Raw genomic sequence first — 21,692 nt, 5'->3', positions numbered from 1 at the left:
GCTATAGACCACATTTAAGTTTAAATATGAACACCCCGAATCAGACGTATGAGCAAACTAAAACCGAGCTAATTGCTTAACTCGGTTTGAAGTGGAATACTGTCAATCTATTTCAGGACAAGACATCTTAGGGTGCATGTTCTTCAAGTAGGCAGTTAATCATCCATTGCACTCCGAATTGATCCGTAAAGGCACTATAAAGTGCACCCCAAAAGGTTTTTTCTAAAGGCATTTCGATTTGACCATTCACCGATAAAGCTTCATAGAGTCGTTTGGCTTCATCCTGTTCACTGGCACTTAAAATAATCGCAATATAGTGGTTAGTACCCTTACTAAATGCTGGTGTATTTTCAGTACAGAGTTTGTCATTGATATCCGAACCCATGAGCTCTGTGTATTCATTGATTGGAAGTGAGATATGTAAAATCAGATTTTTTTCTTCATCTGATAAATCAATTCCTTGCTGTCCAGGCGTATCTCCATAACGAGTTAGACTGGAAAATTTACCACCGAACACTGAGCGATAAAAGGTAAAGGCAGCTTCGGTTTCACCCTGAAAATTAAGATAGTGATTAAGTCGCATGCAGGATTCCTTTTCTTGTTTTGAATCCTTTTAATTTACGCCTTGAATTGAATTTGATTGATAAAGAAGCTTTATGAAAATGTAAGTAAAAGAATTTACTTTATAGATGGATTATAAAAAATGAATATTTATAAAATAAAAAGAGGGCTATAAAAGCCCTCTCTGTTACTTGATTATAAAAGAGTTAGATCAGTTCGATTGCGACCGCAGTTGCTTCACCACCACCAATACATAGCGCAGCGATACCACGTTTACCGCCTGTACGTTTCAATGCATGGATCAAGGTCAGGATAATACGTGAACCTGTAGAACCAACCGGGTGACCGAGTGCACATGCACCACCATTGATGTTGACTTTCTCAGGATCAAGCTTGAACTCATCCATTGGGCACATGGTGACCATAGCAAACGCTTCATTGATTTCCCAAAGGTCAACTTCCTCAGCTTTCCAGCCAGTTTTATCCAGAACTTTCTGAATCGCACCCACTGGCGCAATCGTGAATTCAGATGGATGCTGGGAGTTTGAAGCATAAGCGATGATTTTAGCCAAAGGTGCTAAACCTTTAGCTGCTGCATTGTCGCTTGAAGTCAGCACAAGGGCAGAGGCACCGTCTGAAATTGAGCTGGCATTTGCTGCCGTAATTGTCCCGTCTTTTGCAAAAGCAGGACGTAAAGTTGGAATCTTGTCAATATTGGCATTAAAAGGTTGTTCGTCCTTATCAACGACCACATCACCTTTACGGGTGGAAACAGTGACTGGCACGATTTCATCAGCAAAGTAGCCTTCATTGACTGCAGTTTGAGCACGTTTCAGTGAACGGATTGCAAATTCATCCATCTGTTCACGTGTATAACCTTTGCTATTTGCCATATCTTGAGCAAATGAACCCATCAGGCGACCAGTTTCGGCATCTTCCAGGCCATCGAGGAACATATGATCCTTGATTTCACCATGACCCATACGGAAACCGCCACGCGCTTTTGGCAATACATATGGCGCATTGGTCATGGATTCCATCCCACCTGCAACCACATAAGTTGCAGAACCTGCCTTAATCATATCTGCCGCTTGCATGACTGCTTTCATGCCTGAACCACATAATTTGTTGATGGTAACAGCACCGGTAGAATCAGGCAGACCTGCTTTACGCATCGCTTGACGGGCAGGGCCTTGTTTTAAACCTGCCGGGAGTACACAACCCATAATGACTTCTTCAATATCGGTTGGCTGCAAGCCTGAACGTGCAATCGCTTCTTTGATGGTGACAGCACCCAGTTCAGGTGCAGTAACGCTAGCCAGGCTACCTTGAAAGCCGCCCATCGCTGTACGTGCGCCATTGACAATTACGATGTCAGTCATTGTTATATCTCCCTATAAGTTTTGATCATTTTTTCTCGAACCTAAGCAGTATATTGAAAAAAGTACAGGATTAAAGTCCTAATCTGGATAAATCATAGACTCTAGGGTTTTATTAACAGGAGGCCAGATGTTCGATTCGGATATGTCCCATTTTATTCAAGACAATACGTTGCTGAGATGCAAGGTGAGTAGAACAATAATAAAAGCTGCCATTCGATCCAATAGGTAAAGCCGTCTGGGCTTGATAAGTTACGTTCGGTATACTTAAGGCACCTCGCCAACTCAAGTTACCGTATTTAAGATTAAGTTGTTCAATGTGTAAAATTTGTTCGTCATTGTCGACTTGACGATTACGGTTTTTATCAATAAATACCAGCAGATTTTTATTCCATTGGTTTGCTTGACAGGTTAATGAATCTTGACTGGGACAAATCACAATATTCTGGTGAAACACAGCTGCCTGGCTGCGTGCATAACGATTGGTTGCTGTAATTTTCATCGGAATATTTTTGGCTTCCTGCTTGGATAGATAATCATGAAAGTAAGGCAAAGCAATGGTGACCACAATTGCGATAAGGGCAATACAGATAATTAACTCAACAATAGTGAACGCTCTTGTTATCTTTTTATACATAGAGTTACCTGATTTATATATTATTTTTATTTGAAACATGCTATTAATTGTGCGTTTTTTATGCTTAATTGAGCGAGTAAGAAATGCCTTACTCAAAATTCAAAAAGGCGCTTAAAAATAAATTGGCAATGACAATAGGCGATTCACAACAAAAAATTGAGTAAAAAATTACTGAATTACAACGGAAATTGTAAGTAATTTTGTCAATAATTTACTTGATTAGATTAATCAAGCACTTGGAAAAATAATAAAGTGTTTGTATGATGCGCAGTGAATAGCTTAAAAATAACACTGGGGTAAAAAAAGCCTATCTCAGAATGGCCTATTAGAAGGCTTGAGCTTGAACAACAATTGTTATCTCTGGAGGATAAATCCATGAAAATGAGTCGTATTGCTTTAGCAATGCTTGTAGCTGCTCCTTTTGCTGCTGCAAACGCAGGCGTAACTGTTACTCCATTAATGTTAGGTTATACTTGGCAAGACACCCAACACAACAATGGCGGTGATGATGGCGAACTAACAACTTCTGGTGAAATGGAAGATGATCTATTTGTTGGTGCTGCAATTGGTGTTGAACTAACTCCATGGTTAGGTTTTGAAGCTGAATATAGCCAAGTTAAAGGCGATATGCGAGATCTACCTGGTGCTGAATACAAAGGCCAGAACATTGCAGGTAATTTCTATGCAACTTCTGACGTATTTACTGGCAACTATGACAGCAAAATCAAGCCATATGCATTGTTAGGTGCTGGTCACTACAAATATGAGTTTGACGGTGCTTCAGAAACTGCTTTAGGTCGTACTGGTCGTGGTTTTGAAGAAGAAGGTACACTAGGTAATGCTGGTATCGGTGCATTCTGGCACATCAACGATGCTTTAGCGCTACGTACTGAAGCTCGTGGTACTTACCACTTCGACGAAAAATTCTGGAACTATACAGCACTTGCTGGTCTTAACGTAGTTCTAGGTGGTCGTTTGAAACCAGCTGCTGACGTTGTAGAAGTTGCTCCAGTTGAGCCAGTAGCTCCAGTAGCACCAGCTCCACAAGAGTTGACTGAAGACCTGAACATGGAACTTCGCGTGTTCTTTGATACGAATAAATCAAACATCAAAGACCAATACAAACCAGAAATCGCGAAAGTTGCTGAGAAGCTAGTTGAATATCCAAACGCAACTGCTCGTATCGAAGGTCACACAGACAGCACTGGTCCACGTGCATTGAACGAACGTTTATCTCTAGCTCGTGCTAACTCTGTTAAATCTGCACTTGTTAACGAATACAACGTAGATGCATCTCGTTTGTCTACTCAAGGTTTCGCTTGGGATCAACCGATTGCTGACAACAACACTAAAGAAGGTCGTGCTATGAACCGTCGTGTATTCGCGACAATCACTGGTAGCCGTACTGTTCTAGCTGAACAACCAGCTGCTCAATAATTCGTTATTGAACAGTGATTAAAAAAAGCGACTCTTTGAGTCGCTTTTTTTATGGCTGTTTTTTGCATACACTTGCTGCTCGAAACTGATTTTGAGTTAAAGCATGAGCATAGAACTTCCTCAAGACTTACAAAGTCTGGAAGCTAATAGTGGTATTTATGCGATCTGGATGGTTTTTCATCATTATGGAATAGATCTGCATATTCCTGATTTAGTGCGATTGACACAGCATAATGATGAGATGGGAGCTTCAAGTATTGCGCTCACTTTTGCCCTCAAAACATTGGGGCTCGATGTTGAGTTTTTTACAGAAACTGATTCCGATAAACAGCCGCTTGAAATCCAGTTTTATCAAAAAGCACAAGAACTCAAAGTGCCTGTTCATGAATATCCACTTTCTTATATAGATATTCAAAAATCAGTGGATAAAGGCCTTTTTGTAATCGTGTTCTACGATACGCTTGAAGGGGTGGGGAACCATTCATTAATTTATGAAATCAATGAAAAAGAAATCAGTTTCTTTGATAGTTTTGATGCAATGCCTAGAGAGATTTTCGAACAGCAGCGTCGAGTAGAAGGTATTTGTCAGCAAGTCATAGTGATTGATGACCGTAATTTTGTCATGCGTCATAACTAATTTTTAGAATATAAAAAGCAGCTACTTGAGCTGCTTTTTTAATAAAGGTGAGATATTAGTCTTTTTCAATATTCATCGGTTTAACATCCATCTCCTGATAGGAAACCAGTTTGGTTTTATATTTCCACTTATAACCCAGCCAAATCATCAAAAATAATAAGATACCGATATAAGTAGAAAGGACAGCCAACCACTCACCATCTAGGACAGCTTGATAATTCTGACCTAAAACGACAATTGAGCAAAGGACGAAGGCAAACCAAGGCGCGAACGGGAAGAATTTAGCTCTATAGGCCAGACCTTCTAGCTGATAGCCTTGAGCCAGATAACCTTTACGGAAGCGGTAATGTGAGATTGCAATCCCGAGCCAGACAATGAAGCCACACATACCCGACATATTCAGCAACCAGTTAAAGACTTCCTGCTCGCCAAAGAATGTGGTCAAGAAACATAGTGCCGCAATCGCCGTGGTCGCATACAGGGCATTCATCGGCACACCGCGTGGATCCAGGTGGGCAAACAGCTTAGGCGCACTGCCTTTACGCGCCATATCGAACAGCATACGGGTCGAAGAATACATGCCTGAGTTACCTGCAGACAGAATTGCAGTCAGAATTACCGCATTCATCATACTGGCTGCAAAAGCAAAACCTGCTTTCTCATACAATAAAGTGAAGGGAGAAAGGGCAACATCTTCTGTTGCAGCTGCCTGTAATAGACGCGGATCATTATAGGCAATCAATGTCCCGATAATGAAAATACACACGATATAGAACAGCAGGATTCGCCAGAAGATCTGCTTGATCGCGACTGGAATGGTTTTTTGCGGATCTTTAGATTCACCAGCGGCTACACCAACCATCTCGGTTCCCTGGAATGAGAATCCGGCAATCATGGCAACACCAATCAAGGCCTGGAAACCGCCTACAAAAGGCGCTTCACCTACCCTCCAGTTTGCAAATGCCGAAGCTCCTGGGGTTAGCATGATCTTGGCAATCATCCAGATCCCGATGATGATAAAGGCAATAATTGCCAGAACTTTCACTAATGAGAAGAAGAATTCTGATTCACCAAAACCTTTTACGGTGAGAGCGTTAATCCCAAAGATCACCGCGAGGAAGATCGCACTCCAGTAAAAGCCCGGAATATCAGGGAACCAGAATTTCATAATGAACTGTACGGCAACCAGTTCAAAGGCAACGGTGATCGCCCAGTTGTACCAGTAGTTCCAGCCTAAAGCGAAACCAAAGCCACCTTCGACATATTTGGTGCCGTAGGTAAAGAATGCGCCCGAGGTCGGATTATGAGTCGCAAGTTCTCCAAGGCTGGTCATCAAGAAATAAATCATTACGCCAATCAGGGCATAGGCGAGAAGTGCGCCACCCGGGCCTGCGCTGGCAATAGTCGCACCTGAGGCCAGGAATAAACCTGTACCGATAGACCCGCCAATCGCGATCATATTGAGATGACGAGCACCAAGCTTACGCTGCAGCTGCACGCTGTTCTGAGTTTCGCTCATCATGATTCCTTAGCATTTTTTTGAGTGCTGGCGAAGAGCACTTTAAAACCTTGTTGATCAGTTTTGACTGTACATTGGCCAAAACTTTGTTCAATTAAAATTGGATAATTTAAGAAACGGTTTGCCACAATCCATAATTCACCGCCAGACTTGAGATGACGACGCGAAGTCTTGCATAAAGTTTCGCTGGCCGCATAATTGGTCTGGATTCCCTGATGGAAAGGGGGATTGCTGACAATGGCATGTAAAAAAAGCGGTGCATCTTTAATACCTGACACAGCTTTAATTTCCAGCTGCTGAGGGTTGAGCTGATTTTTCTCAAATGTCATTTGAGTAGAAGCCAAGGCAAAGGCATCCACGTCCAGAGCAAAAATACGGTTCTCAGGATTCAGTTTGGCTAAATAAGCACTGATCACGCCTGCACCACAGCCAAAGTCGGCAATCTTGCCTGAGGTCACTTGAGATAAATAGGGTAAGAACACCGCTGTTCCTACATCCAGATGATCCTGACTGAATACACCTGGAAGTGCACAAATCTGCAAATCACCTTTTGGTGTCGCCACTGTATAGGTCTGTGCCCAATCTGCCAACGCTTTTGCTTCGACCGTGCAGTCTAGAGTCAATTGCCACAATTGGCAATGTCGTGCGCTGTCGAGCTTGATGAGTTTACCATAAGCCTGTAGCTGCTTTGCTGCACGCTCTACGCCACCTTTCTTTTCACCCACCAGAAAGACACTGCTGCCTTGTTTTAATCGGGCTGCAATATTGTGAATCAGATAATTCAATAATTCTTTTGATTTAGGTACGAAAATAACTGCCTGATCAAATTCCTGATCAGGAAATTCTGCGCCGAAATGAACCTGAGCCTGCTGTGACTGGAAATATTGAAAATCATTATAATTCCATGTCCAAATAAAGGGCTGGATAGATTCACTACATTCAGCAAGAAGCTCATCGGTCGGTGCATTCACCAGCAATATGCGACCAGACAAATAATCATATTGTCTTAATAAAACTTCGCTTTTAGGATCCATAGATCTCTCCAATAGAAAAAACACTGTCCGAGTCCAACTCAGACAGTGTTCTTTGGACATGAAATTACTTCTTTACTTCAGGAAGTACAATATTCAATATGAGGGCTGCAATACCGCCTGTCGCAACACCTGAGCTAAAGATGTTACGGAATAATTCAGGAAGATGTTCCAGAATCTGAGGTACCTGTGCAACGCCTAAGCCAAGTGCAAGCGAAATTGCAATGATCAGCAGGGCACGACGGTCCAAGTGAATACCAGACAGGATATTAATCCCAGATGCAGCGACTGCACCGAACATCACCATCACTGCGCCGCCAAGCACAGCTTGAGGAACGGCTTGGATCACACCGGCCACTACTGGAAGTAGACCTAGAATCACGAGGAGTGCTGCGATCCATATCCCAACATAACGGCTGGCTACACCAGTCAGTTGAATTACACCATTATTTTGTGCGAAAACTGAACTTGGGAAGGTATTAAATAAGCCTGCAAGCAGGGAGTTAGCACCATTCACCAATACACCCCCTTTAATACGATTCATCCAGGTTTGACCATCCACTGGCTGATTCGATAATTTTGATGTGGCGGTAATATCACCAATGGCTTCTAATGAAGTCACCAGGTAAATGAATGCCATTGGAATGAATAAGCTCCAAGAGAAGCTTAAACCAAAATGCATTGGGGTAGGAATCTGAACCAGAGGTGCATCTTTTAAACCATCAAAGTTGAGATGACCCATAAAGCCGGCAAGGATATAACCCACAACCAGTGCAATCAGAATTGCTGAGCTTTTTACCCAGGTAATACGCACACGGTTCAGTAGAATAATTAGTGCCAGTACCGTACATGACATGATCAGGTTATCTGCATTGGCGAAAGTTTTGTCGCCCATGGCTTGATAACCACCACCCATGCTGATCAGACCTTCTTTAATCAAGGTTAAACCAATCAATAGAACTACAATACCCGTTACTAGTGGAGTAATGAGTTTTTTCACCCAAGGCAAAATGCGTGACACGCCCATTTCAATAAATGAACCTGCAATCACTACACCAAAGATCGAAGACATCACCGCTTCTACAGGCGTGCCTGCAGCGACCATCGCTGAACCGATCCCAATGATTGGGCCAATAAAGTTGAAACTTGTACCCTGAACAATCAGCAAGCCTGCACCAAAGGGACCCACTTTCTTGGATTGTAAGAAAGTTGCAATACCAGAGATCACCAAAGACATGGACAAGATCATATTGGTGTCTTCTTTAGACACACCCAATGCCAGACAGATCAGTAAACCTGGCGTTACAATTGGGACAATAATGGCCAATAAATGCTGGAATGCGGCTAAAAATGCGATAAACGGTTTAGGATGATCTTCAAGGCCGTAGACAAGGTCAAGTTGATCTTTAGAAGGAGGAGATTGATTAAAATCAGACATGTGTCAATGCAAATTAAGGCTGGGTGGCGCTATTCTAATCGAGTTACACGTCATTACAAAAGTAATTGGAAAAAAAATTGACGCTCTCTACAAACAGTCACTGTCAAAAGTTTGTATTTTTCTGTATAATTTGCCCTCAAATTTAAAACGTATCGAATTTACATGTCAGATATTAAAACTCTCCGTAACATTGCCATTATCGCGCACGTCGACCATGGTAAAACCACTCTTGTAGACAAACTTTTGCAACAATCAGGTGCTCTCGGTGATCGCGCGGGTGAGATCGAGCGTGTCATGGATTCGAACGCGTTAGAATCTGAACGTGGTATTACCATTCTTGCAAAAAATACTGCAATCAAGTGGTTAGATAAACGTACAGATACAGAATACCGTATTAACATCGTGGACACCCCGGGACACGCCGACTTTGGTGGTGAAGTTGAACGTGTAATGTCGATGGTTGACTGCGTACTGCTTCTTGTAGATTCACAAGAAGGTCCTATGCCACAAACCCGTTTCGTAACGCAAAAAGCGTTCGCACGTGGTTTAAAACCAATCGTAATTATCAATAAAGTTGATAAACCAAGTGCGCGTCCAGACTGGGTAATCGATCAAGTATTCGACCTGTTCGACAACCTTGGCGGTACTGATGAACAGTTAGACTTCCCAGTAGTTTATGCTTCTGGTCTTCGTGGGGTTGCTGGTCCTTCTCCAGAAGAACTTGCTGACGACATGACTCCATTGTTCCAAACAATCGTAGACATCGTTGAGCCACCAGCAGTTGACGTTGATGGTCCATTCCAGATGCAAATTTCATCTTTGGACTATAACAGCTTCGTAGGTGTAATCGGTGTTGGTCGTATCCAGCGCGGTTCAGTGAAATTAAACACTCCTGTGACTGTGATCGACAAAGAAGGCAAAACCCGTAACGGCCGTATCTTGAAAATCATGGGTTACCATGGTTTAGAACGTGTTGACATTGAAGAAGCTTCTGCAGGTGATATCGTTTGCGTAACTGGTATCGATGCACTGAACATTTCAGATACGATCTGTGATCCTAAAAACGTTGAAGCGCTTCCAGCACTTTCTGTAGATGAACCTACCGTGTCTATGACATTCCAGGTGAACAACTCTCCGTTTGCTGGTAAAGAAGGTAAATTCGTAACTTCACGTAACATCCGTGAGCGTCTTGATCGCGAATTGATCCACAACGTAGCACTTCGTGTTGAAGATACTGACAGTCCTGACCGTTTCAAAGTATCTGGTCGTGGTGAGCTTCACCTTTCTGTACTGATCGAAAACATGCGTCGTGAAGGCTTCGAGCTTGGTGTATCACGTCCACAAGTGATCATGAAAGAAATCGACGGTCAAATGCAAGAACCGTATGAAAACGTAACGTTTGACGTTGAAGAACAGCACCAAGGTTCTGTAATGGAACAAATGGGTCACCGTAAAGGCGAAATGACCAATATGGAAGTTGACGGTAAAGGCCGTATCCGTATTGAAGCAACTGTTCCTTCACGTGGCTTGATCGGTTTCCGTTCTGAATTTATGACCATGACTTCTGGTACTGGTATCATGACTTCAAGCTTCTCGCACTACGGTCCTGCTAAACAAGGTACTGTTGCGAAACGTCAAAACGGTGTACTGATTTCTATGGTTCAAGGTACTTGCCTGGGCTATGCACTGTTCACACTTCAAGACCGTGGTCGTCTGTTTGCTAAACCACAGTTAGAAGTTTATGAAGGTATGATCGTAGGTATCAACTCACGTTCTGACGACATGGTGGTTAATCCAACTAAAGCGAAACAGTTAACTAACGTACGTGCGTCTGGTACTGATGAAGCATTGACTCTTGTTCCAAACCTTGAATACACGCTAGAACAAGCGCTTGAATTCATTGAAGATGACGAGCTAGTTGAAGTAACACCTAAGTCAATCCGTATCCGTAAGCGTTACCTGACTGAAAACGAACGTAAACGTAACCGTTCTAAATAAGACCGGTCACTCGTACGAAAAAAGCCGCTGAATCAGTTCAGCGGCTTTTTTATTGGGTAGAAATTACATACACTTAATAAATTAGTTTTAAATAGAAATCCCTAACTAATGTATAATCCATCACAAAATTGCATAAAAATACTGGTGACTTTATGAGCATTATTCAAGAATTTAAAGAATTTGCGGTAAAAGGCAATGTCATGGATCTCGCAGTGGGTGTGATCATTGGCGGTGCTTTCGGTAAAATTATCGATTCTATGGTGAAAGACATCATCATGCCTGTCGTGAGCTGGATCTTGGGTGGTGATGTTGATTACTCTAACTGGTTTGTCGTGTTAGGCGATAATCCAAATAATGTGACCAATTTGGCTGAAGCACAGGCAGCCGGTCTGAATGTCTTTGCTTATGGTAATTTCCTGACCATTCTCATTAACTTCTTGTTATTGGCATGGGTGGTGTTCTGGTTGGTGAAACTGATGAACAAACTACGCCGTAAACAAGAAGCAGCACCAGAGCCAGAAGCGACTCCGGAAGATATTGCATTGTTACGTGAAATCCGTGACGAGCTAAAAAAACGTCCGGAAGCTTAAGCTTTTGGAGTAAATAAAAAACGGCGCTGAGTGCGCCGTTTTTTATTGAATCCCTCCTTGCGAAGCAGTGCTTCTCACCCTTTGAAAAAAGGGGGACTCCTCCCTTTCTTAAAGGGAGATTGGGAGGGATTTATAAAATTAAAAATCCATCCGAAACTTAATTTCGACCAAATGAAAACCGAACTGACTTTTGATTGGGCCATGCAGAACATGTTCTGCAGCAGTAAAGACCAGTTTATCAATCACTGGAACGAGTTGGCCTTTTTTTACTTCACCAAGTTCACCACCGCGTTTAGCAGAGTTGCAAGTCGAGTACTGTTTGGCAATCTTAGAAAAATCTGCACCTGCTAGAATTTTCTTTTTGAGTTGTTCAGCAGTATCTTTATCCTTAACCAGAATATGACGGACAATCGCGGTCTTCATGATTTCTTACCTCGTACAGCAACCATACGCTTAGGTGAAAGCTTGACTTTTTTTAGCGGCTGGCATTCAGGACAATAAACTGATGCGCGCTGGCCGAGCTTGATATTTTGCAGTGTCGTTTCGCAGTTCACGCACATTTCTCCTGCACGGCCATAAGCCAGCAGCGTCTGCTGAAAATAACCATTTTCTCCCATGGCATTGGTATAGTCGCGTAAAGTAGAACCACCTAAGTCAATCGCCTGTTTCAAAATACGCTTAATCTCAACCACCAGTTTTTCAATCTGTTCGAAACTCAAACTTGAGGCTGGCTGGGCTGGATGAATACCCATATTGAACAGGCTTTCAGTTGCATAGATATTGCCTACGCCGACCACCACATGGTTATCCATAATTGCAACTTTGGTGCCAACGTTTTTATTTTTTAGTTTTTCAAATAGATACTCGGCATTAAAAGCCTCACTTAATGGCTCAGGTCCAAGCGTATCGATCAGTTTGCTTTGAGATTGAGCATCTAACCAGAGAATACAGCCGAAACGGCGCGGGTCATGGTAACGCAGCTGGATCTCTTCAAATTGAATAATCAGATGATCATGCTTGCGCAACTCTTCGTTGGCTTCACATAGACGAAAGCTGCCTGACATACCCAGATGCCAGAGCATTGTATCCTGTTCAAATTGCGCCAGAATATATTTGGAACGACGCGTAAGCTGTAGCAGGCGCTGTCCTTGCAGACGCGCGAGATCATCAGGAATTGGCCAACGTAAACTAGGCTGACGCACTTCAACTTTTAGCACTTGCTGATTGAGAAGGGGAAGGAGGCTGGTTTTGGTGGTTTCAACTTCGGGTAATTCAGGCATAACACTTAGCAGCTAATATCATGAGGCTAATATTGGGCGTTTTAAGTCTGAATGCAAGTCCTGTTTGAATAGAAGTTATAAGTAGGGCATTCAAAAATATTTTAACAATTGGTTAAAAAATAAACTTTAATATTGAGATGGTTTTAGATCCAAATAATAAAAACAGGAAATATATTGGTTGATTTTTAGTATTTAACTTACTGAAAAATATAAGATATGTAAATTTATTGTTATATAAAATATCTTTTCTTATAACTTAAAGTTTTACTAATAATAAAAAAAATGCTGAGTTTTTAAGTGAAAAGTTATGTAACGTTCTGTATCAAGTTATACAGGGCATGCATCAGGCTGCCTTTACTCTCTCCATATGTTTAGGTTTTATATGAAAAAGTTAAGTCTAGCTTTATTGCCATTGATGGCAGCCATGACCTCTGCTCAGGCTGAGTCTGCATTTGATTCTCAAGGGCAGTACCTGTTAGGCGACTGGAATAGAAAACGTACTGAACTTGCTCAACAAGGCATCAAGTTTGAAGCAAACTTGCTGACAGATACAGCGTATTTAGCTGATGGCGGCCGTAATGAAGGAGCTGATCCTTTAACTTCAGCACAGTTATGGTTAGGTACACAGTTAGACATGGAAAAACTGGCTGGCTGGGATGGCGTAACTGTTCGTGCAGTTGCGACTGCGCGTCAGGGACAAAGTACATCGGTACGTGATTTACAAGGTGATGCAGCTCAATGGGCCAATGTTCAAGGAACATTTGGTCGTGGTAATCAGGACAGCCGTTTAACCGAACTTTCAATTGAAAAGAACTATAAGGAACAAGGCCTGAGTATTAAAGCTGGTCGTCTGGGTCTGGGTATGGACTTTAACGTAATGGCTTGTGATTTTGCCAGTACAGCATTTTGTGCTGCGCAAATGGGCAAATGGCAGGGCAATATCTGGATGAATACCCCAGTCGCACAATGGGGTGCACGTGTAAAACAGCAGTTAAACCCTGAAGTTGCTGTACAAGTCGGTGTTTATGAATTTAATCCTGATAACGGCAATGGTGCTAAAGAAGGTCAGGGCTGGAGCTTGGATACCGACAATGCTGATGGCGTGACGATTCCTGCAGAAGTAATCTGGACACCAAAATCATTAGTAAATGGTTTGCCTGGCAGCTATCGTGTAGGCGGTATGTATAACACTGCTGATGATGTTGCCAACCAGAAAGATGTTGCGACAGGTGAAGGAAAAAACCGTACCTTTGCGGGCTGGTTAGCTGTAGAGCAGCAGTTGACTTCAACAGGTAATGGCCGTCAGGGTCTACACTCATTCGCTAACTTTACCTGGCATGACCGTGATACCAATAAAGTGGATAATTCACAACAGTTGGGTCTGAAATATATTGGTCTGGTAGATAGCCAGCCTAATGATATTTTAGGTTTAGCGGTTAACCGTGTACATGTAAATGACCGCTTTGCAGATTCACGTCCAGTATATGATGCGAGTGCCGAATACAATATCGAACTCAACTACAGCTATAACGCAACAAAATGGCTGATGCTACGTCCAAACCTGCAATACGTTATAAATCCGGGGTCTAGCAACCAAGTAGATAATGCATTGGTGTTAGGTTTGACTACACGAGTGATCTTCTAAAAAGAATTTAATCACGTTATAAATAAACAGGCTCATCAAAGCCTGTTTTTTATTTTTTGGTAAAAAGTTCTGAAAAGCCACTTCACAAAAAGAGGGAATACCGCGTGTCACTACTATTTCAGCCGGTTCAGTTTGGATCATTGCAACTTAAAAATAAAATTGTGATTGCCCCGATGTGTCAGTACTCTGCAACCGAGCAAGGTGAAATCACTTACTGGCATGAACAACAATGGGCCAATTATGCCTTATCCGGTGCAGGTCTTTGCATTGTGGAAGCCACTGCTGTACAGCCTGAAGGCCGCATCAGTTATGCTGATTTAGGGCTTTGGAATGATCAGCAGGCCAGTCAGATCAAAACCTTATTGCAAAAGGTCAAATCAATTTCTCCTATGCCTTTTGCCATACAGCTTGCACATGCAGGCCGTAAAGCTTCTACAGATAAACCTTGGGGGGGCAAAGGGCAGTTCGCCCCAGATCATGCACTCGGTTGGCAAACTGTCTCTGCCAGTGATATTCCTTTCCAAGCTCATGAACATCCACCCAAGTCTTTAAGTGTTGATGAAATCCAGCAAGTGATTCAGGATTTCGCGGCCAGTGCCAAGCGAGCGGTTGAAGCAGGCTTTGAATTAATTGAACTACATGCAGCACATGGTTATCTATTGCATCAGTTCATGTCACCGTTATCGAATCATCGTCAGGATCAATATGGTGGTTCATTTGAAAACCGTATTCGTCTGACGCTTGAAGTATTTGAAGCAATTAAAGCTGCAGTACCAGAAGGTTTTCCAATTGGTGTTCGTATCTCAGCAACGGACTGGATGGATGGCGTAGAAAGTTGGGATGTAGAATCTTCAGTTGAACTATCCAAAGCACTAGAGAAGCTAGGTGCAGTCTACATTCATGTTTCGAGTGCAGGTTTACATGTAGATCAGAAAATTGATGTGCATCCGAATTATCAGGTCCCTTTTGCTGAAGCGATTAAAAAAGACGTAAATATTCCAGTCATTGCTGTGGGTCTGATTACCGATGCACAGCAGGCAGAAGGCATACTGGAATATAAACAGGCTGATGCGATCGCGATTGCACGTGCCTTGCTTTATGATCCACGCTGGCCTTGGCATGCCGCAGTAACGCTGGATGAGAAAATAGCCATTTCTCCACAATATTTACGTTCTGCACCGCATGGCTTAAATCAGTTGTTTGAATCGTTTTAAGGCCATTTTTTCTTAGAAAGGCTTATAATAACGCATCTCATACAACAGGACATTTCATATGATTATTGCGGTAATTGTGCCTATATTTTTATTATTGGCACTAGGTTACCTGAGTGTGAAATGTCAAATTCTAAAAAAAGAACAGGTTGAAATGGTAGGGGCCTTTGTCATCAAAGTGGCCTTACCATTACTGTTCTTCCAGTTTCTAGCCTCTAAAGATCTGCATGAAATCTGGTATTTTGAATACTTTGCGGTCTATACCTCTGTCACTTTATTACTTTATGGTTTCAGCTTCTGGCTGATGCGCCGTCAGTTCAAGAACACGTCTTCGCATAGTGCTGTTCTGTCCTTAGGGGCAGCGATGTCCAATACCGGATTGATCGGTACAGCAGTACTCACTTTATTGGTGGGACAGCATGCAATGACCTATACCTCACTGGTAGTCATTATTGAAAGCATGATCCTGATTCCAATGGTCTTGATCTTGGCTGCACTCGGTACCCAACACCAAGCCAATCTGGGTAGTCTTGTGAAAAGTACTATTCTGATGCTGTTCCAGAACCCTTTATTTATGGGGGTGATGCTGGGTATGGCCTGTGCGATTTTTGAAATTCGCCTGCCAATTTATCTGGACCAGGTCTTTGCCATGATTGGACAGACTGCCTCACCTTTGGCGCTGTTCGCGATTGGTGGCGGAATCGTGGGCATGAGCCTGAAATATGTAAATCTGCAAAGTTTCTATTTGGTATTTTCCAGTAATATTCTAATGCCAATCCTGATGTATCTGGGCCTGAGTCGACTGACTCAGCTAAGTCAGGAAATGATTTATGCCGGGACCTTGATCGCAGCACTGCCTATGCCAACGATTTTCGGTATGTTGGGGCAGGCGTATGGCCTCAATGAGCGGACTCTAACGCCATTATTAATGAGTACCATTGCAGGTTTTGTGGTTGCCAGTGGACTTATTACTTTGTGGTGGAGTTAAACAAGCTGGCTTATAAATCTATAGTCCATAAAAAAGCTCCAACAGGAGCTTTTTTATTTTAATTAAGTCTGATCAACTTTTTTTGGCAGGTGCTTTTTTCTGCTCGGCAATCATTTTATCCACTGCTGCTAGAGATTCTCTGGCCTTAGGAATATTTTCCTGTGCCAGGGCTGCAAAGATCTTTTTCGCTTCAGGCAAGTTTTGCGCAACAATACTGCCGTTGGCAAACATATTGCCAATCGCCATCAGGGCAGGGACATAGCCTTTTTTTGCCAGATCCTGAATACTGCTCAAACCTTGCTGGATCGGCTTTTCATTCTTGGTTTTAAAGCCGTTGCTGATGTCATATAAGGCTTTGGCATGAATGGCCGGCATATTGCCCTTGCTAATAAGAGGCTGTAATTTTTTCAAGGCCTGCTGGTCAGAAGCTGTTTTGCCTTCAGCAAATAGAAGTACAGCTAGATCTACGGTTGCTTCATCGAAATTGGCTGCCGATGCGCGTTCTAGGTATTGCTTGGCTTTGCCCAAATCCTGCTTAAGACCTAAAGTACCACCTGTGTAATTTTTGCCCAGTACATAGTTGGCCACTGGATAACCTTTGCTGGCGGCCTGTTCATATAGCTGAATAGCCTTTTTTTCGTCCTTCGCAGTGCCTTGACCAGTTTGCGTTAAATAGCCTAAGTTATAGATAGCCTGTGCATTTCCCTGGCTGGCCAGTTTGCTTAAAGCATCGTAGGCACCCTTGAAATTCTTGGCATTCACCATCTCTTCAATTTTGGCAAATTGAGGATCGACTGGGGCATTTGAAGTGTTTGCGAGGGCAAATTGGCTGGACACTGCAAGAATTGCAGCAAGTACTAATTTTTTCATTGTTCCGATAACCTTAATTTTTCTAACACCTAATTCCATGGTGCGATTTTTGTCGTTTTCATCTACATCATAAGACGATTTCAGGCTTTGTAAATACTGAATATGTGACTAATTACAAATTATTTGAGAATCATATAGGAGATGAATCAGTAAAAGAGTGCTTGGTTTAAGGTGTGTTTTATTTAGTCAATCTTTGTCTATTTAATTGTTTATTCTAATAAAAATAAAAAAGCCAGAATTGAATTCTGGCTTTTGCATCAAGAGAACAGTTAGTTATTGTGGACGTGCCACATCACCACTTAAAGCTTCAGGCAATTCAAGAACTTGTACATCCAGCTCAGCTAACGCTTCAGGTTTGGCAACTACCAAAGCCTGATAACCCTCCTCTGTACCAATGCTATTGACCACTTCGACGTCATTGTGCAGCTTGGTCGCAACAGCAGGTGCTTCGCCTGTACCTTGAATCAAATGCAACCAGTGTTTGGGTTTAGCTTTAAACCATAAGCGAGCAATCACTTCCTGACCCAGATAACAGCCTTTGTCATAGTGAATGCCTTCACGTTGATGCAGACGCAATTCCTGTGGCTGGAACAAGGTCGCGGTAGCTGCTTGAATCCAGGCCTGACCTGAGGCAATGGCTTGCTTTTGCCAAAGGGCAACATCCGTTGCAGTTTCAACAAAATCGGTGTGGATGTCATTAATGACTGGATAAACCGGGCCAACCTGTTCCAGTTTCATTTTTGAAAAAGCACCAAACTTTTTAATGTGGCTGGCCAGTTCTGCTGCCTGATCTTCAGGGCTGACAATTTCAAAGCTTTCCGGATTAATTTTTTTCAGCCAGATACCAAACTGGATACGTCCTTTCAAGCTACAGATCGCTGTATAGCGAGTCAGGTTTTCAGCCAGAGTTTCGACATTTAAAGTGACTTGACCCTGAAGGAATTTTTGCGCATCTACTCCATTCAGCGTAAATAAGGTAAAAGCAGGAGATGTTGCCATGATCAGCCTCAGTTCGAATACTAAAAATCAATCAAGCTATTGTGCAGCAAGCATTTAATAGAGGCAAACAAAAAAGCCAACAATCGAGATTGTTGACTTCTAGGGAGTGGCTATTTAATGATGCGACGAGGTTGGCAGAGGTGAATCACAAGGGAATTTGCCTCCACAGACCCGTACTGTTTCCATCATGCCTTGATCTTCATGATCGAGGATATGACAGTGCTGTACAAAATCGCCTTCAAATTTCTTGTAATGGCTTCGAAGAATAAATTTATAGTTCGCTTTGATAAACAGGGTGTCTTTGAATTGTCCTTTCATGCCACGATATTGCACATCATCTGTGTCATTATCATCAGGTGCTAATTCACTCACATCAACTTCTTTGGATTCGCCATTAGGGCCAGTGACAGTTTTTAAGATTTTAACAATCTGGAATGGATTAACATGAATATGGAAAGGATGGCCACCGAAAGCTTCGGTTGTCAGTTCCCATTCATCCGTCTGCCCAATTTGTAACTGACGCACATATTCACGATCCGGATCTTTAGCATGTGTCCGACCGACTGATCCTTCGCCATCAAATGCATCTCCAAAACTGAGTAAGTCACCATCTTCTTTATGGCGGAAGCCAAATTTAAGGCCATTTGCGAAAGCCAGCTCAAATTTACTGTATTGTTTCGGTCTGGAGGCAACCAGCTTGTCAATTGCTGGAGTCATCAATGATGGATGATCAGTAAAGGCAGTAAGATCAAGCTTGGATAACTGAGTCTGAATTTCTTTGCTTAAACCAATTTTTTTAGCTCGCTCTTGTAGGAACTGGGCAGGAGTCTGTGCTTTTGTCTTACTTGCCTGTACATGGACCCATCCCAGTAGTTGAGCATTGAAAGCATGGTTCGGAGCTAGTTGAGGAGTAATTTGACCCGTTGGGATCGGTGCATTCACTTCATCCTCAATATTTAATTTGGCGTCATAAATGCAGTATTTGTTGGTGGTTGGGAAGGTGACCATTGCATCATGACGATAACCAGGCTGGAACACAGACAGTGTTCTGCGCTGTACCTGAGTCATGGTCAAACCATCTTGAGCAATCGTATAAACAGGTAAGCTTTTTAAACTCTCATTAAACTCTTTTGGATCTGCTTCCTGATATGCCAGACAGGCTTTAAGGGTGTCTGCGGCGCTAAATTTACTGGAGTTTGGCAGTTCTTTAATAATCAAACCAATGGTGTCGCGTACACCACCATGAATCATGCGCCAGCGATTAAATGCATTCTGTTCAACTTTGATCTCTCCTAAAACTTTACCATTGATAGACGTATAAAAGTTCTGGCCGGCCCAAGAGCCAGGATTAGCGATATCTGTATAATCTTCAAGTAATCCTAAGCCTTTACCTTCGCAATTGTTAGGAATATCGAATTTTACATCCGGATCAGGGTTAGAACATCGATATTGAATTTGCTGGAATAGCAGGATGTTTTCATTTGGATAGCTATTTTTTTCTTTCCATAAAATGTCCATATCGCCTATTTCAGTGACTTTGCCATTTTTTACTTTTGGAGTTCTTGAGCCTTCTACAATTAATGGGCCTGCCATACCGCTCGATACCTGAATAGCTGTTGAGCCATGCAGATGGGCATGATACCAGTAGGTTCCTGCCGGATGATTCGGCTCCATTTTGTACTGATAGTCAAATTTTTCCTGAGGTTTAAATTTCAGGAAAACATTATCGCTGTTGCCTTGAGGGCTTACCCAGAAACCATGGGTATGCAGATTAGTAGTATTGAAACAATGTGGATCGTTCACATTATCCACTTTGTCTGGGCAGGTGGCTTTCTGTTCAGGTGGAAGCTGGTTATTTAGGTTAATTTTTAGGATTTCACCTTGTTTGACCCGGATCTGCGGACCGACTAAAAGGTCTTCAACAGACTCTCCAGCTTTTTTCTTGTTAAACAAGCTGGCATTAGTGAGATAACCTCTGACGAATAGTTGATCCCAGGTACTATTTCTCGGATTGTAAATCTTGCCGGTTTTATAAGCGACGATCAGTTCATGGGTGCCTTTGGAATTTTTTTGCAATAGTGGCGGATTGCTAATCAAAGTATCGGATGTTGTTGGAGAAGGTTGTGGATTGTTGGGATTATTGGGAGTGGTTGGAGGATTAGGATTGTTGGGAGTTGGCGGTTTAGGATTGGAAGGATTTTTACCTCCATTCCAGCTTGCTGCCAGTACAGCGATCACTGCAGCAACGATACCAATAATGGCGAGTTGTATCATTGTAATCACCCTTATGTGCTTTTGTGATGAGTGTTGTTGTTATGAAGTAATTCGAGGGTAGATTTACAAAGTTGAGATACAGACTGTTATCACTAAATTAGGGGGAGGCGACAGACGGTAAGCTAAAATGACGTGTATAAAGTATTTTAGATAGGGATGCGTTTCATAAGCCTATGTTTATGCATCGTTGTCCAATAAATATTTAACGTATTTTTAAAATTGTAAGAAAGTCTTAAAAAATATATGGAATTTAGAATGTAACTTATTTCGGGGTATGTCTGAACCTGAAAAATGATTTTTTCGCCTAAACTCATCGAGCAATATCTGCAATGAAATTTACTATTTCCGGTTAAAAATTATGCTTAACACTGAAATGTAAAACATAGATTCGGTTTTTTATTAAATGAACTATTTCTAAAAATTAAAAAATTCTAAGCTCTGATTTCATATGAAATTTATCTTTGTACACGACAAAAAAAGATAACTCATTGAAATAATGGCATAATACTTGTTTTCTGACGACGAATATGATGACACATTTCAATGAGTTACATCTCATCTTAAACAAATATCTAAAGTGGAACAAGTCACATGCAAAATGTTTTACACTGATTATGCTTGCATTAATTGTAAAACAGACATGTAATCTTTCTTCTGCATCTAAAGCCTTACCCATCAAGTGCTTACCACAATCATTTTATCGACGTATACAACGCTTCTTTGCAGATCAGTATTTCGATTATCGTCAAATTTCTCAGTTAATTTTCAATATATTTTCATTCGATAAAGTCCAATTAACTTTGGATAGAACTAATTGGAAATGGGGAAAACGAGATATTAATATCTTGATGTTAGCCATCGTCTATCGTGGAATAGCGATACCTATTGTTTGGACATTGCTCAATAAACGTGGAAATTCAGATACAAAAGAGCGTATTGCTTTGATTCAACGCTTTATCTCCATTTTTGGTAAAGATCGTATTGTGAATGTGTTTGCAGACAGAGAATTTATCGGTGAGAAATGGTTTACATGGTTAATTGAAAATGACATTAACTTCTGTATACGTGTTAAAAAAACTTTATTGTGACCAATCACTTAGCCAAGAATCATAAAATTAGTGATTTATTTCGTCATCTTCAAGTTGGTCAAACTGAATGTCGTAAACGACGTATTTGGGTTGGTCGAGTGAAACTGTAT

General features: G+C 41.9%; 18 protein-coding genes and 1 pseudogene. 8 read left to right on the top strand and 11 right to left on the bottom strand.

Going from position 1 to position 21,692, the window contains the following annotated elements; all coding sequences use genetic code 11:
• Window positions 1-127: 127 nt before the first annotated feature.
• The 3 genes from ACEWB7_RS13700 to ACEWB7_RS13690 form a co-directional block, all read right to left on the bottom strand.
• Window positions 128-583 carry a VOC family protein gene (locus ACEWB7_RS13700; protein ID WP_312309501.1) on the bottom strand — a complete coding sequence of 152 codons (456 nt, stop codon included), beginning with the start codon at window positions 581-583 and terminating at the stop codon, window positions 128-130.
• 184 nt (window positions 584-767) lie between these two features.
• Window positions 768-1,943 carry a thiolase family protein gene (locus tag ACEWB7_RS13695; RefSeq protein WP_034171111.1) on the bottom strand — a complete coding sequence of 392 codons (1,176 nt, stop codon included), beginning with the start codon at window positions 1,941-1,943 and terminating at the stop codon, window positions 768-770.
• 112 nt (window positions 1,944-2,055) lie between these two features.
• On the bottom strand, window positions 2,056-2,577 hold the full coding sequence (locus ACEWB7_RS13690; RefSeq protein ID WP_004785187.1) for a GspH/FimT family protein: 522 nt from the start codon (window positions 2,575-2,577) through the stop codon (window positions 2,056-2,058).
• A 375-nt stretch (window positions 2,578-2,952) separates the two neighbouring features.
• On the opposite strand from ACEWB7_RS13690, the gene omp38 reads away from it, so the two are divergent.
• Both omp38 and ACEWB7_RS13680 read left to right on the top strand, forming a co-directional pair.
• On the top strand, window positions 2,953-4,014 hold the full coding sequence (gene omp38 / locus ACEWB7_RS13685; RefSeq protein WP_179993194.1) for an outer membrane protein Omp38: 1,062 nt from the start codon (window positions 2,953-2,955) through the stop codon (window positions 4,012-4,014).
• A gap of 103 nt (window positions 4,015-4,117) precedes the next feature.
• The gene (locus ACEWB7_RS13680; protein ID WP_312308433.1) at window positions 4,118-4,651 is read left to right on the top strand and encodes a peptidase C39; all 534 of its coding nucleotides are present in this window, start codon (window positions 4,118-4,120) and stop codon (window positions 4,649-4,651) included.
• A 55-nt stretch (window positions 4,652-4,706) separates the two neighbouring features.
• On the opposite strand, the gene ACEWB7_RS13675 is transcribed toward ACEWB7_RS13680, so the two are convergent.
• The 3 genes from ACEWB7_RS13675 to ACEWB7_RS13665 form a co-directional block, all read right to left on the bottom strand.
• Window positions 4,707-6,170: an amino acid permease gene (locus tag ACEWB7_RS13675; RefSeq protein WP_312308434.1), complete on the bottom strand. Its 1,464-nt coding sequence runs from the start codon at window positions 6,168-6,170 to the stop codon at window positions 4,707-4,709.
• A complete protein-coding gene (locus ACEWB7_RS13670) occupies window positions 6,170-7,204 on the bottom strand; it encodes a methyltransferase (RefSeq protein ID WP_312308436.1) in 1,035 nt (344 codons plus the stop codon). Before ACEWB7_RS13670 ends, ACEWB7_RS13675 begins: the two co-directional genes overlap by 1 nt.
• A gap of 64 nt (window positions 7,205-7,268) precedes the next feature.
• Entirely contained in the window at window positions 7,269-8,639 is a 1,371-nt protein-coding gene (locus tag ACEWB7_RS13665) for a nucleobase:cation symporter-2 family protein (protein WP_312308439.1), read from the bottom strand.
• A gap of 162 nt (window positions 8,640-8,801) precedes the next feature.
• Between ACEWB7_RS13665 and typA the strand changes: the two genes are divergently transcribed.
• On the top strand, window positions 8,802-10,637 hold the full coding sequence (gene typA, locus ACEWB7_RS13660) for a translational GTPase TypA (RefSeq protein ID WP_004785176.1): 1,836 nt from the start codon (window positions 8,802-8,804) through the stop codon (window positions 10,635-10,637).
• Window positions 10,638-10,789: 152 nt separating this feature from the next.
• Window positions 10,790-11,227: a large conductance mechanosensitive channel protein MscL gene (gene mscL / locus ACEWB7_RS13655; RefSeq protein ID WP_312308442.1), complete on the top strand. Its 438-nt coding sequence runs from the start codon at window positions 10,790-10,792 to the stop codon at window positions 11,225-11,227.
• Between the two features lie 138 nt (window positions 11,228-11,365).
• Here the strand turns inward: mscL and ACEWB7_RS13650 are convergent, their stop codons facing one another.
• Together ACEWB7_RS13650 and mutM are read right to left on the bottom strand one after the other, a co-directional pair.
• On the bottom strand, window positions 11,366-11,650 hold the full coding sequence (locus ACEWB7_RS13650) for a peptidylprolyl isomerase (protein ID WP_004785172.1): 285 nt from the start codon (window positions 11,648-11,650) through the stop codon (window positions 11,366-11,368).
• Window positions 11,647-12,507: a bifunctional DNA-formamidopyrimidine glycosylase/DNA-(apurinic or apyrimidinic site) lyase gene (gene mutM, locus ACEWB7_RS13645; protein WP_208462654.1), complete on the bottom strand. Its 861-nt coding sequence runs from the start codon at window positions 12,505-12,507 to the stop codon at window positions 11,647-11,649. The genes ACEWB7_RS13650 and mutM overlap by 4 nt, the downstream gene beginning before the upstream one ends.
• Before the next feature lie 382 nt (window positions 12,508-12,889).
• Between mutM and ACEWB7_RS13640 the strand changes: the two genes are divergently transcribed.
• From ACEWB7_RS13640 to ACEWB7_RS13630, 3 genes are all read left to right on the top strand, one after another.
• Window positions 12,890-14,152, top strand: a complete 1,263-nt coding sequence (locus ACEWB7_RS13640; RefSeq protein WP_312308446.1) for a carbohydrate porin — start codon at window positions 12,890-12,892, stop codon at window positions 14,150-14,152.
• Window positions 14,153-14,256: 104 nt separating this feature from the next.
• Window positions 14,257-15,366, top strand: a complete 1,110-nt coding sequence (locus ACEWB7_RS13635) for an NADH:flavin oxidoreductase/NADH oxidase (protein WP_312308447.1) — start codon at window positions 14,257-14,259, stop codon at window positions 15,364-15,366.
• A gap of 58 nt (window positions 15,367-15,424) precedes the next feature.
• Complete coding sequence (locus ACEWB7_RS13630) at window positions 15,425-16,351, top strand: AEC family transporter (protein ID WP_312308449.1); 927 nt, start codon at window positions 15,425-15,427, stop codon at window positions 16,349-16,351.
• A 72-nt stretch (window positions 16,352-16,423) separates the two neighbouring features.
• Here the strand turns inward: ACEWB7_RS13630 and ACEWB7_RS13625 are convergent, their stop codons facing one another.
• From ACEWB7_RS13625 to ACEWB7_RS13615, 3 genes are all read right to left on the bottom strand, one after another.
• Window positions 16,424-17,221 carry a tetratricopeptide repeat protein gene (locus ACEWB7_RS13625; protein ID WP_312308451.1) on the bottom strand — a complete coding sequence of 266 codons (798 nt, stop codon included), beginning with the start codon at window positions 17,219-17,221 and terminating at the stop codon, window positions 16,424-16,426.
• Between the two features lie 273 nt (window positions 17,222-17,494).
• On the bottom strand, window positions 17,495-18,220 hold the full coding sequence (locus ACEWB7_RS13620) for a folate-binding Fe/S cluster repair protein (RefSeq protein ID WP_312308453.1): 726 nt from the start codon (window positions 18,218-18,220) through the stop codon (window positions 17,495-17,497).
• Between the two features lie 114 nt (window positions 18,221-18,334).
• Window positions 18,335-20,494: a multicopper oxidase family protein gene (locus ACEWB7_RS13615; protein ID WP_312308455.1), complete on the bottom strand. Its 2,160-nt coding sequence runs from the start codon at window positions 20,492-20,494 to the stop codon at window positions 18,335-18,337.
• A gap of 530 nt (window positions 20,495-21,024) precedes the next feature.
• Here ACEWB7_RS13615 and ACEWB7_RS13610 point away from each other — a divergent pair.
• A pseudogene (locus ACEWB7_RS13610) lies at window positions 21,025-21,692 on the top strand (IS4-like element ISAba33 family transposase); the annotation flags it as partial.

Source organism: Acinetobacter sp. NIOH-H-8 (assembly GCF_046635365.1).
Taxonomy (GTDB): Bacteria; Pseudomonadota; Gammaproteobacteria; order Pseudomonadales; family Moraxellaceae; genus Acinetobacter.
Note: the sequence above shows the minus strand (reverse complement) of the source record. Positions and strands in the feature narration are given on the sequence as shown.